13 protein-coding genes and 1 pseudogene are annotated in these 15370 nt (G+C 73.3%); 6 read left to right on the top strand and 8 right to left on the bottom strand.

Going from position 1 to position 15370, the window contains the following annotated elements:
* Positions 1–43 precede the first annotated feature (43 nt).
* A complete protein-coding gene (locus tag ACIPSA_RS32715) occupies positions 44–667 on the top strand; it encodes a YigZ family protein (protein ID WP_402641011.1) in 624 nt (207 codons plus the stop codon).
* Between the two features lie 67 nt (positions 668–734).
* On the opposite strand, the gene ACIPSA_RS32710 is transcribed toward ACIPSA_RS32715, so the two are convergent.
* The 4 genes from ACIPSA_RS32710 to ACIPSA_RS32695 are packed head-to-tail and all read right to left on the bottom strand — an operon-like array spanning position 735 to position 4157.
* Positions 735–1976 (bottom strand): cytochrome P450, encoded by a 1242-nt coding sequence (locus ACIPSA_RS32710; protein WP_402641009.1) that lies wholly within the window; start codon positions 1974–1976, stop codon positions 735–737.
* Positions 1973–2938, bottom strand: coding sequence for an amidohydrolase family protein (locus ACIPSA_RS32705; protein ID WP_402641006.1), 966 nt, complete (start codon positions 2936–2938; stop codon positions 1973–1975). The genes ACIPSA_RS32710 and ACIPSA_RS32705 overlap by 4 nt, the downstream gene beginning before the upstream one ends.
* Positions 2935–3822: an NAD(P)-dependent oxidoreductase gene (locus ACIPSA_RS32700; RefSeq protein WP_402641003.1), complete on the bottom strand. Its 888-nt coding sequence runs from the start codon at positions 3820–3822 to the stop codon at positions 2935–2937. Before ACIPSA_RS32700 ends, ACIPSA_RS32705 begins: the two co-directional genes overlap by 4 nt.
* On the bottom strand, positions 3819–4157 hold the full coding sequence (locus ACIPSA_RS32695; protein ID WP_402641000.1) for an antibiotic biosynthesis monooxygenase family protein: 339 nt from the start codon (positions 4155–4157) through the stop codon (positions 3819–3821). The genes ACIPSA_RS32700 and ACIPSA_RS32695 overlap by 4 nt, the downstream gene beginning before the upstream one ends.
* Positions 4158–4513: 356 nt before the next feature.
* Here ACIPSA_RS32695 and ACIPSA_RS32690 point away from each other — a divergent pair, with 356 nt between their 5' ends.
* Together ACIPSA_RS32690 and ACIPSA_RS32685 are read left to right on the top strand one after the other, a co-directional pair.
* Positions 4514–5677, top strand: a complete 1164-nt coding sequence (locus ACIPSA_RS32690; protein ID WP_402640997.1) for an exonuclease SbcCD subunit D — start codon at positions 4514–4516, stop codon at positions 5675–5677.
* Positions 5674–8667 (top strand): AAA family ATPase, encoded by a 2994-nt coding sequence (locus ACIPSA_RS32685; RefSeq protein WP_402640994.1) that lies wholly within the window; start codon positions 5674–5676, stop codon positions 8665–8667. Before ACIPSA_RS32690 ends, ACIPSA_RS32685 begins: the two co-directional genes overlap by 4 nt.
* Before the next feature lies 1 nt (position 8668).
* On the opposite strand, the gene ACIPSA_RS32680 is transcribed toward ACIPSA_RS32685, so the two are convergent.
* Positions 8669–9115 carry an Lrp/AsnC family transcriptional regulator gene (locus tag ACIPSA_RS32680; RefSeq protein WP_402640991.1) on the bottom strand — a complete coding sequence of 149 codons (447 nt, stop codon included), beginning with the start codon at positions 9113–9115 and terminating at the stop codon, positions 8669–8671.
* Positions 9116–9209: 94 nt separating this feature from the next.
* On the opposite strand from ACIPSA_RS32680, the gene ACIPSA_RS32675 reads away from it, so the two are divergent.
* Both ACIPSA_RS32675 and ACIPSA_RS32670 read left to right on the top strand, forming a co-directional pair.
* The gene (locus ACIPSA_RS32675; RefSeq protein ID WP_402640988.1) at positions 9210–9683 is read left to right on the top strand and encodes a rhodanese-like domain-containing protein; all 474 of its coding nucleotides are present in this window, start codon (positions 9210–9212) and stop codon (positions 9681–9683) included.
* Between the two features lie 46 nt (positions 9684–9729).
* Positions 9730–10240 (top strand): annotated as a pseudogene (locus tag ACIPSA_RS32670) (immunity 21 family protein).
* An 82-nt stretch (positions 10241–10322) separates the two neighbouring features.
* Here ACIPSA_RS32670 and ACIPSA_RS32665 read toward each other — a convergent pair.
* Both ACIPSA_RS32665 and ACIPSA_RS32660 read right to left on the bottom strand, forming a co-directional pair.
* Positions 10323–12014, bottom strand: coding sequence for a DUF885 domain-containing protein (locus ACIPSA_RS32665; RefSeq protein ID WP_402640985.1), 1692 nt, complete (start codon positions 12012–12014; stop codon positions 10323–10325).
* Between the two features lie 33 nt (positions 12015–12047).
* On the bottom strand, positions 12048–12551 hold the full coding sequence (locus ACIPSA_RS32660) for an Lrp/AsnC family transcriptional regulator (RefSeq protein ID WP_402640982.1): 504 nt from the start codon (positions 12549–12551) through the stop codon (positions 12048–12050).
* 59 nt (positions 12552–12610) lie between these two features.
* Here ACIPSA_RS32660 and ACIPSA_RS32655 point away from each other — a divergent pair, with 59 nt between their 5' ends.
* On the top strand, positions 12611–13816 hold the full coding sequence (locus ACIPSA_RS32655; protein WP_402640979.1) for a trans-sulfuration enzyme family protein: 1206 nt from the start codon (positions 12611–12613) through the stop codon (positions 13814–13816).
* An 80-nt stretch (positions 13817–13896) separates the two neighbouring features.
* On the opposite strand, the gene ACIPSA_RS32650 is transcribed toward ACIPSA_RS32655, so the two are convergent.
* The gene (locus ACIPSA_RS32650; protein WP_402640976.1) at positions 13897–15333 is read right to left on the bottom strand and encodes a GNAT family N-acetyltransferase; all 1437 of its coding nucleotides are present in this window, start codon (positions 15331–15333) and stop codon (positions 13897–13899) included.
* Positions 15334–15370 lie beyond the last annotated feature (37 nt).

The following is a 15370-nucleotide window of genomic DNA, read 5'->3' as shown; positions in this document are numbered from 1 at the left end:
GAGCGGCCGGGCTCCGCGTCTCCCTGGTGACTAGGCTGTCCGGATGCAGGACGAGTACCGCACGGTCGCCCAGGCGGGCGTGCACGAGACCGAGGTCAACCGCTCCCGCTTCCTGTGCGCCCTCGCCCCGGCGGCCACCGAGCGGGAGGCCCAGGACTTCGTTGCCGCGATCCGCAAGGAGCACGCGGACGCCACGCACAACTGCTGGGCGTACGTCATCGGCGCCGACGCCGCCGTACAGAAGGCCAGCGACGACGGCGAACCGGGCGGCACGGCCGGCGTCCCGATGCTCCAGATGCTGCTGCGCCGCGACATGCGGTACGTCGTCGCCGTCGTCACCCGCTACTACGGCGGGGTCAAGCTGGGCGCGGGCGGGCTCATCAGGGCGTACGGCGGAGCGGTCGGCGAGGCCCTGGACACGCTCGGCACGATCACCCGGCGCCGCTTCAGGCTGGCCACGGTGACCGTCGACCACCAGCGCGCGGGCAAGGTGCAGAACGACCTGCGCGCGACCGGGCGCGCGGTGCGCGACGTCCGCTACGGGGAGGCGGTCACCATCGAGATCGGCCTGCCGGACGCCGACGTGGACGCCTTTCGCGCGTGGCTGGCCGACGCCACCGCCGGAACGGCCACCCTCGAACTGGGCGGGGAGGCCTACGGCAGCTAGCCAGCCGTGCGGGGGCGTGGAAGCCGCCGTACGGCTTCCGCGCCCCTCGCGTCGTCGTCGCCGTCGGTCAGCCGGCGGGATCGAGCACGACCGGCAGCTCTGCGAGGCCGCGGAAGGCGGGGAAGGGGACCTCCATCCACTTCGGCTCGCCCGCGGGGCCGGCCGGAGTCATCCTCGGGAACCGGCCGAACAGGGCGGTGAGGGCCAGCCGCATCTCCAGCCGGGCCAGCGGGGCCCCCAGGCAGTAGTGGCCGCCGTGCCCGAACCCCAGATGGCCGCTCAGCTCGCTCCCCGGCCGCGTCACGTCGAACTCGTCCGGGGCGTCGAACCTCCGCGGATCGCGGTTGGCCGCACTGAGCGCGATCTGGACCAGGGCGCCCTTCGGAATCCGTGTCCCGCTGTACTCCACGTCCTCGGTCGCGTAGCGGAAGGTCGCGCTCTCCACGGAGCCCTCGTAGCGCACCAGCTCCTCGACCGCCGGGCCGAGCAGCTCCGGGTTATCCCGCACGGAGCGCAGCTGCGCGGGATGCGACAGGAGATGGTGGACGGCGTTGCCGATCAGATACGCGGTCGTCTTGTGACCCGCGAACATCAGCAGGAACGCCGTGGAGACCAGCTCGTTCTCGGTCAGGCCGCCGTCGTTGTCCCGGACAGCGGTGAGCCCGCTCAGCAGATCGTCGCCCGGGTGGGCGCGCTTGGCCGCGATGAGGTCCGTGAAGTACGCGTGCAGGTCCTCCTCGGCCTTCTGCTGGGCCCGCTTGGACTCCTCGCCGAAACCGGTCTGCGCCACCGTGGTGGACAGCTGCTGCATCCGCGACCGCTCCTGCGGCGGGACACCGAGCAGCTCGCAGATCACGGCGATCGGCAGCGGGAACGCGAACGCGGGCAGCAGGTCGAAGGGCTCGTGGGCCGGGCACGCGTCGAGCAGCCGCTCGGCGATGTCCTGGATCCGCGGCCGCAGAGCCTCCACGCGCCGTGGGGTGAACGCGGAGTTGACCAGCTTGCGCAGCCGGGTGTGCTTGGGCGGGTCGGAGTTGAGCATGTTGTCGTCCAGCGCCACGGACGAGTCACCGAAGATCCTCCGGTAGGCGTCCATGGCCCCGTACATGTCCTTGCTCAACCGCGGATCCGCCAGGGCGGCCCGCGCGTCCTCGTACCGTGTGATCAGGTACGTCTCATTGCCGTGCGGCGGTCTCATGGGGCAGACCGGAGCCGCCTCCCGGAGCCGCGCGTACACCGTGTGAGGGTCGCGCCGGTACTCCGGTGTGCACCGCTCGGCCGCGGTGACGGCGTCCTGCGTGGTGGTCACGGCCGGCTCCTCAGGTCGAAGAGGGCCTCGGCGTTGCCGCCGAGGATGCGCTGCTGGGACGCCTTGTCGACCGGCAGCTTCTCGATCATGCGGAGGTAGTCCTCCAGCGGCGCCGCCATCGGCGGTGAGTCGGTGCCGAACAGCATCCGGTCGGGCCCCAGCACCTCAGCGTTGAGGCTCAGGTGCGCCGGGCTGAACGGGCTCGTGTCGACGTACATGCGCTGGAGCGCCGCGGCCGGGTCGGTCGCCGGTGCCTGAGACCTCGGCTCCGTCGCGGCCGGGGGCGCCCCTCCGGCCCAGTGCCGGGGGCGCGCCGCCGTCTGCAGGCGCTCCGGCAGCAGCGCCATCGCGCCGCCGCCGGTCGCGCCGATCAGCCGCAGACCCGGGTACTTGTCCAGCCAGCCCGCGAACGCGATCATGGCCATGCCGACGGTGACGTCGCCGAACCGGCCGATCTGCTCGACGAAGCCGATCTCGTCGACCCGTTCCGTGCCGACCGGCTCGGCCGGGGCGTGGACCAGGACCGGCACTCCGGCCTCCGCGGCCAGCGCGAAGAAGGAGTCGGCCCGCGGGGAGCCGAGCAGTTCCCCGTGGACGCTGGACGTGGTGATCAGGCCGACGAAGGCGGGGTCCGCCAGGGTCTCCCGCACCCCTTCCAGGTGATCGTCGTCACCGAACGGGTTGGCGTACACGTACCCGCGCAGCTGGTCCGGGAACTTGGCGATCAGGCCTGACATCCAGGCGTGGAAGCCGCGCAGCCGGTCGCGTGGTTGCGCGTAGTTGTCGACGCCCGGGACCCGCGCCATCGCGCCGGCGCCCACGGGGCTGCCGATGATGGTGAGGTCGATCCCGGCCTGGGCGCGGGCGGCGAGCATGCCGTCGACGTCGGTCAGGCTGGGGGGCATGGGGAAGCGCTCGGCCGCCTCCGGTGGGGACAGGTGCCCGTGGATGTCGATGATCATGCGTGGCTTTCCGGTTTCGGTGTGAGTGCGCGGGTGACCGCGGCACAGTCCTCGTCGCCCAGTCCTTGCGCGGTGGCGCGGACGTGGGTCTCGGCCGCGGCGGCCGCCAGCGGCAGGCTCAGGCCGACCGCCGCTGCCTGCTTGCAAGCGAGCATGAGGTCTTTGGCCATCAGCCGCAGCCGGAAGTCCGGCTCGCCGAACCGGCCGGAGGCCAGGCGCCTCGACTTGAAGGCCATGACCGGCGAGGCGAAGCCGCTGCCCGCGATCGTCTTGAGGACCTGCTGCCGGTCGAGTCCGGAGGCGGCCGCCAGCTCGGTGGCCTCGGCCAGGGCCTGCACCTCTATGCCCATCAGCAGATTGAGGAGCAGTTTCATCCGCATGCCGGAACCGAGTGCGCCCAGATGGACGACCTCCTTGCCCAGCATCTCCAGCAGCGGCCGGCCGGCCTTGAACGCCCGCTCCTCGCCGCCGACGAACAGTCGCAGCTCGCCGTCACGGGCGTGGTCTCGGTTGCCGAGCATGCCGACGTCCAGGACCGAGGGGACGTCCCCGGCGATCTGGACGACCTCTTCGGGGGCGACGGTGCTGGCGCAGATCAGGAGGCCGGGGTACGGGCCCTGGGCCAGCACGCCGTCCGGGCCGCGCAGCACGGAGCCGAGGGCTTCGCCGTCGTCGACCGCGCAGATCGCGGCACTCGTCCCCTCGACGGCGTGGCAGGGCCGGTCCGCCACGAAGGCGCCCGCCTCGGCGAGCGGTCCGGCCCGCTCCGAGGTGCGGTTCCAGACCCGCACTCGAATCCCCTGGTCGAGGAGGCGGGTGGCCAGGCCGGTGCCCATCCTGCCGAGACCGAGTACGGCGACGGGGCCGTGGGCCGTGCGCGTCATGACGCCACCCCCGCGGTCTCCTTGACGACCCGGAACCGCAGCGACTGCGTCGAGTCGACCCACTTGCGCATCGGGGCCACCAGTTCGCGGTGCTCCTCGCTCTGCTGCCAGGAGAAGAAGTGCTCGGGTGTCTCCCACTCGCTGGTGATCACCCACTGACGCGAGTCGTCCACGGGTTCGCCCAGCCTCTCGACGATGTGGCCGGGGGTGCGGGCGACGGACTTCCGCAGCTCCTCGTACATCTCCAGGAACCCCTGCTCGCCGCCCTCGATCACTCGGACCGTGAACACGACGGACAGCTTGTCGGCCGAACGGCCCTTCTTCGTGGTGCCCATGTCTCCTCCTGATGGTGAGATCCGGTAGGACACGACTCCAACCGACTCATGTCGCCCATGCGGACGCAACTCCGAATGGGGGACAGGCCAGCGGGGGCAAGGGCTCACGCTCCGTCATTGGCCTGTTCGGGTGAGTGATGAGATGATCCGTTTCGCGGCTTTCGTCCCCCGGGCGGCGTCACTCGGACGGGCTTTGCGCGCCGCTCGCGTATCGGCGTGTGTCGGCGCTTCCGGGGTTCGTGGTGGAGCAGGTGCCGACAGGCGTTAGCGTGGTGGGTGCTAATGACGAGCCCGTGCCGGTTCGTGCTGGTTGTTTGAGGTGCCATGGGGGGAAATGTGCGGGGCGGAGCGGTTTCTTGAGGTTGCTGCACACGTCCGACTGGCATCTCGGCCGCGCCTTCCACCGGGTGAACATGCTCGACGCCCAGGCCGGGTTCATCGGCCACCTCGTCACGACCGTCCGTGAGCGCGAGGTCGACGCGGTGGTGGTCTCGGGGGACGTGTACGACCGGGCCGTGCCGCCGCTCGCCGCCGTCGAGCTCTTCGACGACGCCCTGCACCGGCTCGCGGCACTGGGCGTACCCACCGTGATGATCTCCGGCAACCACGACTCGGCCCGTCGGCTCGGCGTCGGCGCCGGTCTCATCGGGCGGGCCGGCATCCACCTGCGGACCGAGCCGTCGGCGTGCGGCACTCCGGTGGTGCTGGCCGACGCCTTCGGGGACGTGGCCTTCTACGGGCTGCCGTACCTCGAACCGGCCCTGGTGAAGAACGAGTTCGGGGTGGAGAAGGCGGGCCACGAGAGCGTGCTCGCCGCCGCCATGGACCGCGTCCGCGCCGACCTCGCCGCACGCCCGCACGGCACCCGCTCCGTCGTCCTCGCGCACGCCTTCGTCACCGGCGGCGAGGCCAGCGACAGCGAACGGGACATCACCGTCGGCGGAGTGGCCGCCGTACCGGCCGGGGTCTTCGACGGCGTGGACTACGCGGCCCTGGGGCACCTGCACGGCTGTCAGACCATCACCGAGCGGGTGCGCTACTCGGGCTCCCCGCTGGCGTACTCCTTCTCGGAGACCGGCCACCGCAAGAGCATGTGGCTCGTCGATCTGGGTGCCGACGGCTCCGTCGCCGCCGAGCGCGTCGACTGCCCCGTGCCGCGCCCGCTGGCCCGGATCCGGGGCACGCTGGAGGAACTCCTCGTCGACCCCGCCCTCGCCCGTCACGAGGACGCGTGGGTCGAGGCGACGCTCACCGACCCGGTCCGCCCCGCCGACCCCATGGCCCGGCTCACCGAGCGTTTCCCGCACGCGCTCAGCCTCGTGTTCGCCCCCGAGCGGGCCCCGGACGACCCCGACGTGTCCTACGCCAAGCGCCTCGCGGGCCGCAGCGACCAGGAAATCGCCCAGGACTTCGTGGCCCACGTGCGGGGTGCCGGTCCCGACGAGCGGGAGCGGGCGGTGCTGCGCGACGCGTTCGACGCGGTGCGCACGGACGACGTGGCGCGGGAGGTGGCGCGGTGAGGCTGCACCGGCTCGACGTGACCGCCTTTGGTCCCTTCGGCGGCAGCCAGAGCGTCGACTTCGACGCGCTCTCGGCCGCCGGGCTCTTCCTGCTGCACGGACCGACGGGCGCCGGAAAGACCTCCGTCCTGGACGCCGTGTGCTACGCGCTGTACGGCTCGGTGCCCGGGGCCCGGCAGACCGGCCAGGGCCTCTCCCTGCGCAGCGACCACGCCGACGCGGCCACCCGCACCGAGGTACGCCTCGAACTGACCGTCGCCGGACGGCGGCTGGAGGTCACCCGGCAGCCGCCCTGGGAGCGGCCCAAGAAGCGCGGCAGCGGTACGACGCTGGACAAGGCCCAGACCTGGCTGCGCGAGTACGACGCGGCGGCCGGCGCCTGGAAGGACCTCAGCCGCTCGCACCAGGAGATCGGCGAGGAGATCACCCAGCTGCTCGGCATGAGCCGTGAGCAGTTCTGCCAGGTCGTCCTGCTGCCCCAGGGCGACTTCGCGCGCTTCCTGCGGGCCGACGCCGAGGCCCGCGGCAGGCTGCTGGGCCGCCTCTTCGACACCCGGCGCTTCGCCGAGGTCGAAAAGCGCCTCGCCGAACGCCGTCGTGCCACGGAGGCGCGGGTGCGCGAGGGCGACGCCGCGCTGCTGGCCGACGCGCAGCGCATGCGGCAGGAGGCGGGCGACGCCATGGAGCTGCCGGAGCAGGCACCGGGGGAGCCCGGCCTGGCCGAGGCCGTCCTGGGCGCCGCTGCCGTCGCCCGCAGCACCGCCCGCGAACGGCTCACCCTCGCCCACTGCCGCCTCACCGCGGCCGAGTCCGCCCAGGCCGCCGCCGACCGGGCCCTGGTCGACGTACGCGAACTGGCGCGGCTGCAGGGCAGGTTCACTCAGGCCCGGGAGCGGGCGGCGCGGCTGGAGGAGCGGGCCGGGGCCCACCATGAGGCGCAGGCGCGGATGGAGCGGGCCCGCAAGGCGGAGACCGTGGCCCCGGCCCTGGACGTGCGAGAGGCCGCCGACGCCGAGCACCGGGGGGCGGCCGCCGCCGAGGCACGCGCGCGTGGGGTGCTGCCGGACAGCTTCGCGGACGCCGGTCCGGCAGGGCTCGCGGCCGCCGCCCGCCGGGCCGCCGAGGAGCTCGGCGGTCTGGAATCGGCCCGCCGCGCCGAGCAGCGGCTCGCCGGACTCGTCGAGGAGCGGGCCGGCCTGGACCGTCAGGAGCGCACCGACGAGGACGTCCTGCGGGAGGCCGAGGGCTGGCTCGCCGTGTGGGACGCCACGCGCGCGGGACTGCAGTCCCGGATCGACTCCGCGCAGGAGGCCGCCACCCGGGCCGAGCAGCTCGCCGTACAGCGCGAGCCCGCGCGGCGGCGGCTCGACGCGGCCCGGATGCGCGATCAGCTGGCCGGTGACGCGCAGGACGCGCAGAAGCGGGCACTGGCCGCCGAGAAGCACGCCCTGGAGACCCGCGCCCACTGGCTCGACCTCAAGGAACAGCGTCTGAACGGCATCGCGGCCGAACTCGCCGCGAACCTCACCGACGGCGCACCGTGCGCCGTCTGCGGGGCCACCGAACACCCCGAGCCCGCCCGCAAGGTCGCCGGGCACGTCGACCGTGCGGCGGAGGAGCGTGCCCTGGAGGCCTCCCGGCGCGCCGACGAGCAGCGCGCCGAGGCCGGGCGGCGCCTGGGTGTCGTACGAGAGGCCCTGGCCGCCGCCACCGCCGAGGCGGGTGACGCGCCCACGGCCCGACTCGACGCCGAGTCCGACGAACTGGAGCGGGAGTACACCCGGGCCCGCCGGGACGCCTCCGGACTGCACGCCGCCCACGAGGAGCTGCGGCGGGCCGAGCACGAGCGCGAGAGGCGCCTGGCCGACCGCCAGGAGGCCGAGGTCAGGACCGCCGCCCGGATCGCCCGGCGGGACACCCTGGAGCGCGAAAGAGCCGCTCTGGAAGAGGAGTTGACGCAGGCGCGGGGCACCGTCGGCAGCGTGGCCGCGCGGGCCGCACAGCTGGAGCGGCAGGTCGCGCTGCTGACCGAAGCGGCCGACACCGCACGCGCCGCCGAGGAGGCCGCCCAGCGGCTCAAGGCCGCCGACGCCCGGCTCGCGGACGCCGCCTACCGGGCCGGCTTCGAGACCCCGCAGGCCGCGGCCGTCGCGCTCCTCGACGACGCGGGTCACCGCGAGCTCCAGCGACGCCTGGACGCCTGGCAGTCCGAGGAGGCCGCCGTACGGGCGGTCCTCGCGGAGGCCGACACCGCGGCCGCCGCCCAGCGGCCGCCCGCCGATCTCGGCACGGCGGAGCGCGACGCCGCCGCGGCCGCCCAGCGGCTGCGCGACGCCTCCTCCGCGCGCGACTGGGCCGCCCGCTGCTGCGCCGAACTCGACCGGCTCTCCGCCCGGGCGGCCGGCGGTGTGCGACGGCTGGCGCCGCTGCGCGAGGAGTACGACCGGGTGGCCCGCCTGGCCGCCCTCACCGCGGGCACCTCGGCGGACAACGAACGCAAGATGCGTCTGGAGTCGTACGTCCTCGCGGCCCGCCTGGAACAGGTCGCCGCCGCCGCGACCGTACGGCTGCGGCGCATGTCCTCCGGCCGCTACACCCTCGTCCACTCCGACGACCGCAGCGGCCGCGGCCGCAGCGGACTCGGACTGCACGTGGTCGACGCCTGGACCGGACGCGAGCGCGACACGGCCACGCTCTCGGGCGGCGAGACGTTCTTCGCCTCCCTCGCGCTCGCCCTCGGTCTCGCGGACGTCGTGACGGACGAGGCCGGCGGTGTCCGCCTCGACACGCTCTTCATCGACGAGGGCTTCGGCAGCCTCGACGACCAGACCCTGGACGAGGTCCTCGACGTGCTCGACTCGCTGCGGGAACGGGACCGCAGCGTCGGCATCGTCAGCCATGTCGCCGATCTGCGGCGGCGGATCCACGCGCAGCTGGAGGTCGTCAAGGGACGATCGGGTTCGGTGCTGCGCCAGCGGGGCGCCGGCTGAGTCAGCGCCCCAGTGGACGCCGGGGCAGCGGTGATGAGTACACGACGCTCGTGGTCACCGACCCCAGCGCGCCGATCTTCCCCGAGACCTCTTCCAGATGGGACATGGAGCGCGCGGCGACCTTGATGACGAAGCAGTCGTCGCCCGTCACATGGTGCGCCTCCAGGATCTCGGGCGTCGCGGCCACCAGGTCGTGGAACGGCTTGTAGTTGCCGTTCGGGTACCGCAGCCGTACGAACGCGAGGATCGTCAGGCCGAGACGCTCGGGGTCGACGACCGCCGTGTACCCCTGGATGACGCCGGCCTCCTCCAGCCGCCGGACCCGCTCGGTGACCGCGCTGGCGGACATCGAGACGGCGCGGGCGAGGTCCGCGAAGCTGACGCGGCCCTCGCGCTGCAGGACGTCGAGGATGCGCCAGTCGGTGGCGTCCGGGGAATACACGGTCATGCCGGTTGCATAGCAGGGAAATCCCCGGCAGATCAAGAGAATCCCCGGGGATCGTCACTTCAGGGATCCGGCCGGCGGCCATACATTTCTAGTCATGATCACAAACGCCGCGAACCCCGTACTGCGGGTCGCCCCCGCCGCTCCGGCCGAGGCCGCCGCCTACTTCCGGGCGAGCCTCGCCTTCCACGCCGACGTCTCCGACGTGGCCGCCGCGCTCGCGGCCGACGGCGACCCCGGCTTCGTCGTGGTCGACTCCCGCTCCACCGAGTCCTGGGACCAGGGGCACGTTCCCGGCGCCGTCCACCTGCCGACCGCTCTCGTCCCGGTGCAGGCCGAGCAGCTCCTCGACAAGTCGGTGCCGGTGGTGACGTACTGCTGGGGCCCGGGCTGCAACGGCGCCACCCGCGCCGCCCTCGCGCTCGCCGAACTCGGCTACCGGGTCAAGGAGATGCTGGGCGGCTTCGAGTACTGGGCGCGGGAAGGCTTCGCCTACGACACCTGGGAGGGCCCGGCACGGCGCGCCGCCGATCCGCTGACGGCGCCGGCCGAGGGCGAGTGCGGCTGCTGACGCAGGCCACGCCGGTACGCCCGATGCCGTCCGTGTAGGTTCGGCCCTGGCGCGATACGCGGATCCAGGCGCGGTGGAGTGGGTGGAGTCGGGCGGCGGCCCGCTGATAGTCGTCCCGGAGGCGGTGCTGCCGTTCTGGGCGGGAGCCGACGGCGAGGACATGGACACGGACTACGACCGGGCGTGCGAGGTCGACGGTTACGTCGGCCTGCTCCCCGTCGGGGACAGCGCGGCCCTGGTGCTCGGCGACGAATCGGCCTCCACCTCCTTCCTGGCCGACCACGGCACCTTCGTACGGTGGAGTGCCGCGAACTCCGAGGACGAGCTGCTGGCCGGCGTCCCCGCCGCCCTCGACGCGGCGGTGTGGCAGGACGAGGTGCGCTGGGACGTGCCCGGCCCGGTCGTCCTGTTCGACTCGGCCTGGTCCGGCAACGACACCGAGCACACGGAGCACCTGCGTGTCCCGCTGGAACCGGGCCCGGGTGCGCGCCGCCCACTCCAGGCCGGGACCGGAGACCTGGGTCGGGCTCGTCCAGCTGCGGCGGCTCCCGCACTGAGGGAGCGGGCCGCTGACCGGCGGCGTCCACGAGGGCGTCGTGGGCGTCGTGGGCGCCGCCGGTCAGCCGATCACCCGGTCGCTCAGAGCTGGGACAGCTCGTCCACCAGGTCGTCCAGGCCCAGCGAACCCTGCGAGAGGGCCGCCATGTGCCAGGCCTTCAGGTCGAAGGCCTCGCCGTGCCGCTCGCGCGCGTTCTCCCGGCCCTGCAGCCAGGCCCGCTCCCCGAGCTTGTAGCCGATCGCCTGGCCCGGCATGGTCAGGTAACGGGTCAGTTCGCTCTCCACGAAGTCCGCCGGGCGGCTGCTGTGCGCGCCGAAGAACTCCTGGGCCAGCTCCGGCGTCCAGCGCTCACCCGGGTGGAAGGGTGAGTCCGCCGGGATCTCCAGCTCCAGGTGCATGCCGATGTCGACGATCACCCGGGCCGCGCGCATCATCTGCGCGTCGAGGTAGCCGAGGCGGTGCTCGGGGTCCGTGAGATAGCCGAGCTCGTCCATCAGGCGCTCCGCGTACAGCGCCCAGCCCTCCGCGTTCGCGCTGACCCCGCCGACGGTCGCCTGGTAGCGGGAGAGGTTCCCGGCGACGTGCGCCCACTGCGCGAGCTGGAGGTGGTGACCGGGCACGCCCTCGTGGTACCAGGTCGACACCAGGTCGTACGCCGGGAACCGGGTCTGGCCCATCGTCGGCAGCCAGGTGCGGCCGGGGCGGGAGAAGTCCTCCGACGGGGGCGTGTAGTACGGGGCCGCCGCGCCTCCGGGCGGCGCGATGCGCGACTCCACCTTCCGCACCCGTTCGGCGAGTTCGAAGTGCGTGCCGTCCAGGTCCGCGATCGCCTGGTCCATCAGGCCCTGCAGCCACTCGCGGACCTCGTCGACGCCCTCGATGTGCGTGCCGTGCTCGTCGAGGTGTGCCAGCGCCACCCACGGCGTCTCGGCGCCCGGCAGGATCTTCTCGGCCTCATGCTTCATCTCGCCGAGAATGCGGTGGAACTCGGACCAGCCGTACGCGTACGCCTCGTCCAGGTCCAGGTCCGTGCCGTTGAAGTAGCGCGCGCAGCGCGCGTACCGCTCGCGGCCCACCGTGTTCGCGGAGCCCTCGACGGCCGGTGCGTAGACGTCCCGCATCCAGTCCCGCAGCTCCACGACGGCCGCGGTCGCGCCCCGCGCGGCCTCGTCCAGCTCCGCCCGCAGCGTCTCGGGCCCGGCCGAGGCGAAGTCCTCGAACCAGCCGAGGCCCTCGCCGTCGGTGTCCGACCACTCGGTGAGCTGGTCGACGAAGGTGGCGGTCGGGCGCGGAGCGGCGTACAGCTTCCGTTCCAGACCGAGCGCGAGGGACTCGCGGTAGCCGGCCAGCGCGGCCGGCACCGCGCGCAACCGCTCGGCGATCGCCGCCCAGTCCTCGTCCGTCTGTGCCGGCGTCACGGCGAACACGTCGCGCACCGAGTGCGCGGGCGTGTGCAGGTTGCCGACCGCGCGCAGGCCCTCCTCGGCCTCGCGCATCGCGAGTTCGGCGGTGAGCCGCTCACGCAGCAGACGTCCGCAGCGCCGCTCCACGTCGCTGTCCGCACCGGGCTGCCGCTCGGCCTCGTCCAGCTTCGCGAGCGTGGTCCGCGCCAGCTCCGCCAGGGCCTCCTGACCGGCCGGAGACAAGTCCGGCAGCCTGCTCGAACTCTCCTTCACGCCGAGGTACGTACCGGTGATCGGGTCGAGGGCGATGAGCTGGTCGACATAGGCGTCGGCGATCGCACGGGGCAGCGGGCTCTTGGTCTCAGACATGGCGCCCATCCTCATACGGCGACCATGTCCGCGTCACGTATACGGTGCCGATTCAGGCGTGGGCGTGTCCGGCGGCAGCAGGGGGCCGCACTCCCACTGCTGGAAGATCAACCGGGTCTCCACGCGGGCCACTTCGCGATGCGCGGTGAACTCGTCGAGGACCAGCCGCTGGAGGTCCGCCATGTCCGACACCGCCACGTGGACGAGGTAGTCGTCGGGCCCGGTGAGGTGGAACACCGTCCGCGACTCCGGCAGCGCGCGGATCCGCTCCACGAACGGTCCCACCAGCTCCCGGCGGTGCGGCCGCACCTGCACCGACAGCAGCGCCTCCAGACCGCGCCCCAACTTGGCCGGATCGAGCCGGAGCTGGTGCCCGAGGATCACGCCCGAGCGGCGCAGCCGGGCCACCCGGTCCAGACACGTCGACGGCGCGACGCCCACCTGGGCGGCGAGGTCACGGTAGGTGGTCCGGGCGTCGTTCTGCAGCAGCCGCAGCAGATGGAGGTCCACCGGATCCAGTACGACAGATTCGGCCATTGGCCGAACGTAGCACGGTGTTCGATTCTTGTGACCCGTTCGGTGTTCACCCTCTGCCCATGGACTCAGCGAGCAAGGGTGCCTACGACGCCGTACGCACCGCATCCAGGGCACTGGCCACCGAGGCCGTACACGCCGGCCGTGACGACCTCGCCCGGCAGGGTCTGCACGCCCCGCCCATCGACCTTTCCACCACCTACCCCTCCTACGACAGCCGGGCCGAGGCCGCCCGGATCGACGCCTTCGCCGCCACCGGCGCCCAGCTGGACGGGCCGCCGGTGTACGGACGGCTGGGCAATCCGACCGTGGCCCGGTTCGAGACCGCCCTGGCCCGGCTGGAGGGCACCGAGTCGGCGGTCGCGTTCGCCAGCGGCATGGCCGCGCTGAGCGCGGTCCTCCTCGCACGGTCCTCGACGGGCCTGCGCCACGTCGTGGCCGTACGCCCCCTCTACGGATGCAGCGACCACCTGCTCACCGCCGGACTGCTCGGCACGGAGGTGACCTGGACCGACCCGGCCGGCATCACGGCCGCGCTGCGCCCGGACACCGGGCTGGTGATGGTCGAGACCCCGGCGAATCCCACGCTGGCCGAGCTCGATCTGCGGGCCGTCGCCCACGCCTGCGGCTCGGTGCCGCTGCTCGCCGACAACACCTTCGCCACGCCCGTGCTCCAGCGGCCGGCCGAGCGGGGCGCCCGGCTCGTGCTGCACAGCGCCACCAAGTATCTGGGCGGTCACGGCGATGTGCTCGCGGGAGTGGTGGCCTGTGACGAGGAGTTCGCGCGACAGCTCCGGCAGATACGGTTCGCCACGGGTGGCGTGCTGCATCCGCTGGCGGGCTATCTGCTGTTGAGAGGGCTGTCCACGCTGCCGGTGCGGGTACGCGCCGCCTCCGCGAGCGCCGCCGAGCTGGCCCGGCGCCTCGCCGCCGACCCGCGTGTCGCCCGCGTCCACTATCCGCGGATCGGCGGCGCGATGATCGCCTTCGAGGTCCACGGGGACCCACACGAGGTCATCGCCCGGGTCCGGCTGATCACCCCGGCCGTGAGCCTGGGCAGTGTCGACACCCTGATCCAGCATCCGGCGTCCATCAGCCACCGCATCGTGGACGCGGACGACCGGCGCGGTGCGGGGGTGAGCGACCGGCTGCTCCGGATGTCGGTGGGGCTGGAGGACGTCGAGGATCTGTGGGCGGATCTGGACGCCGCGCTGGGAGCGGGCGCGCAGGTGCCGTCGCCCGTGGGGCTCCGGGAGGCCGTGGGCTGAGGTCTGCTGCGGGCGGCGGACGAACGGCCCGGCGGGTGCCGTGCCGCCGGGCCGTGCCGATCAGGCGGTCGCTCGCATGCTCAGTCCCGGCCGACCGGCCCGCCGAACTGCTCCTGCCTGCTGCCGTACGGCAGGCGGGAGGCGGCCGGAGCGGCGTCCAGGCGGGCGGTGATCACCAGGGTGCCCTCCTCGATCTGGTAGTCGAGGGGGAGGCCCAGGCCGCGCATCGCGGCGACCATGCCGGTGTTGGACGCCTGCGTGACGGCGTACACGCTCTCGCAGCCCGCCTCGACCGCCATCGCCACCAGACGGCCCAGCAACTCGCCGCCGATGCCGCGGTGCTGCCACTCGTCCTCGACCAGCAGCGCGACCTCCGTCTCGTCGCCGTCCCACAGCAGATGGCCGAGGCCGACGACGCGGCCCGACGCGGTCTGCACGGTGAGCGTCCGCCCGAAGCGCGGGCTGAGCAGATGGTTCAGATAGCGGTCCGCGTCGCCGACCGGCCCGTGGTACCGCATGCCGAGCGTCCGCGCCGAGCACCGCTCGTGCATCGCCTTCGCCGCGGCGACGTCGCTCGTGTCGGCCCGGCGCACGGTGATCGCGCTGCCCTCGGGCAGCGTCAGCACGTCCTGGCTGCGCGGGATGCGCGGGCCGAGCCGGGCGTCCAGCTCCACCAGCGCCCGCGCCCGCGCGAACTCGGTCGGGGTGAACGGCAGATACGGCCGCTCCACGGTGATCACTCCGCCTTCCGGCGCCCGCAGCCGCATCACCGTGTCCTCCAGCACACCCTCGACCGGCACTCCCTCCGGTGCGCGGCCGCCGCCGACCGGCTTGGCAGGCAGCGACCGGATCGTGCACCGTCCCAGCAACTGCCGCAGCGCCAGCGGGAGTTCCGCCGCGTCCAGCGCGGTGCGTGCCGCGAGACCCAGGACCCGGGTCGGGGCGTCCACCAGGTCGTGCGCGTCGGCCCGCTCCATCCAGGTGCCGGTGCCCCCGGCCACCGAGACCGCCCGGCTGATCTCCGCGGCCGGCAGCTCTCCCGGGGCGCGCAGCAGGAACTCGTCCACCGTGCCCTCGGCGAGTGGATGCGTCTGCAGGCTCAGGATGTCGACCCGCTGCCCGGCGAGAGCCGCGCACAGCGCGGCCAGCGACCCCGGTTCGTCCCTCACCGTCGTCCGCATCCGCCACAGCGTGCTCGACCCGGTCCCGGCCCCGGATGCCACCCGGGGCTCGTCGGACGGCCCGGCCTGCCGCCCCGCGGCGAACGGCCGGGCACTGGTATCGCTCGTCGGCGGTGCGTGACCGTGGCGTCGTGCCCACCAGATGTGGAACCCCGCCGTCGCGGCCAGTACGACCGCCGAGATCACCAGCAGTGCCGGGCCGTCGGGGCCGTGACCGATCAGGTTCGCCGCCGCGTCCGCCACCGCGACGGCGGTGAAGAGAGCGGCGAGTTCGACGACGTCCCGTCGCCAGTGGTGCACGGGACGCCCGTGCTTCGCCCGCGTCACATCAGACATTCCTCGATTCATGCAGCCACTGTGAAGGAACGGTGTT

This window comes from Streptomyces sp. NPDC086549, assembly GCF_044746205.1.
Classification (GTDB): domain Bacteria; phylum Actinomycetota; class Actinomycetes; order Streptomycetales; family Streptomycetaceae; genus Streptomyces.
This window is presented reverse-complemented; position numbering and strand designations above follow the sequence as displayed.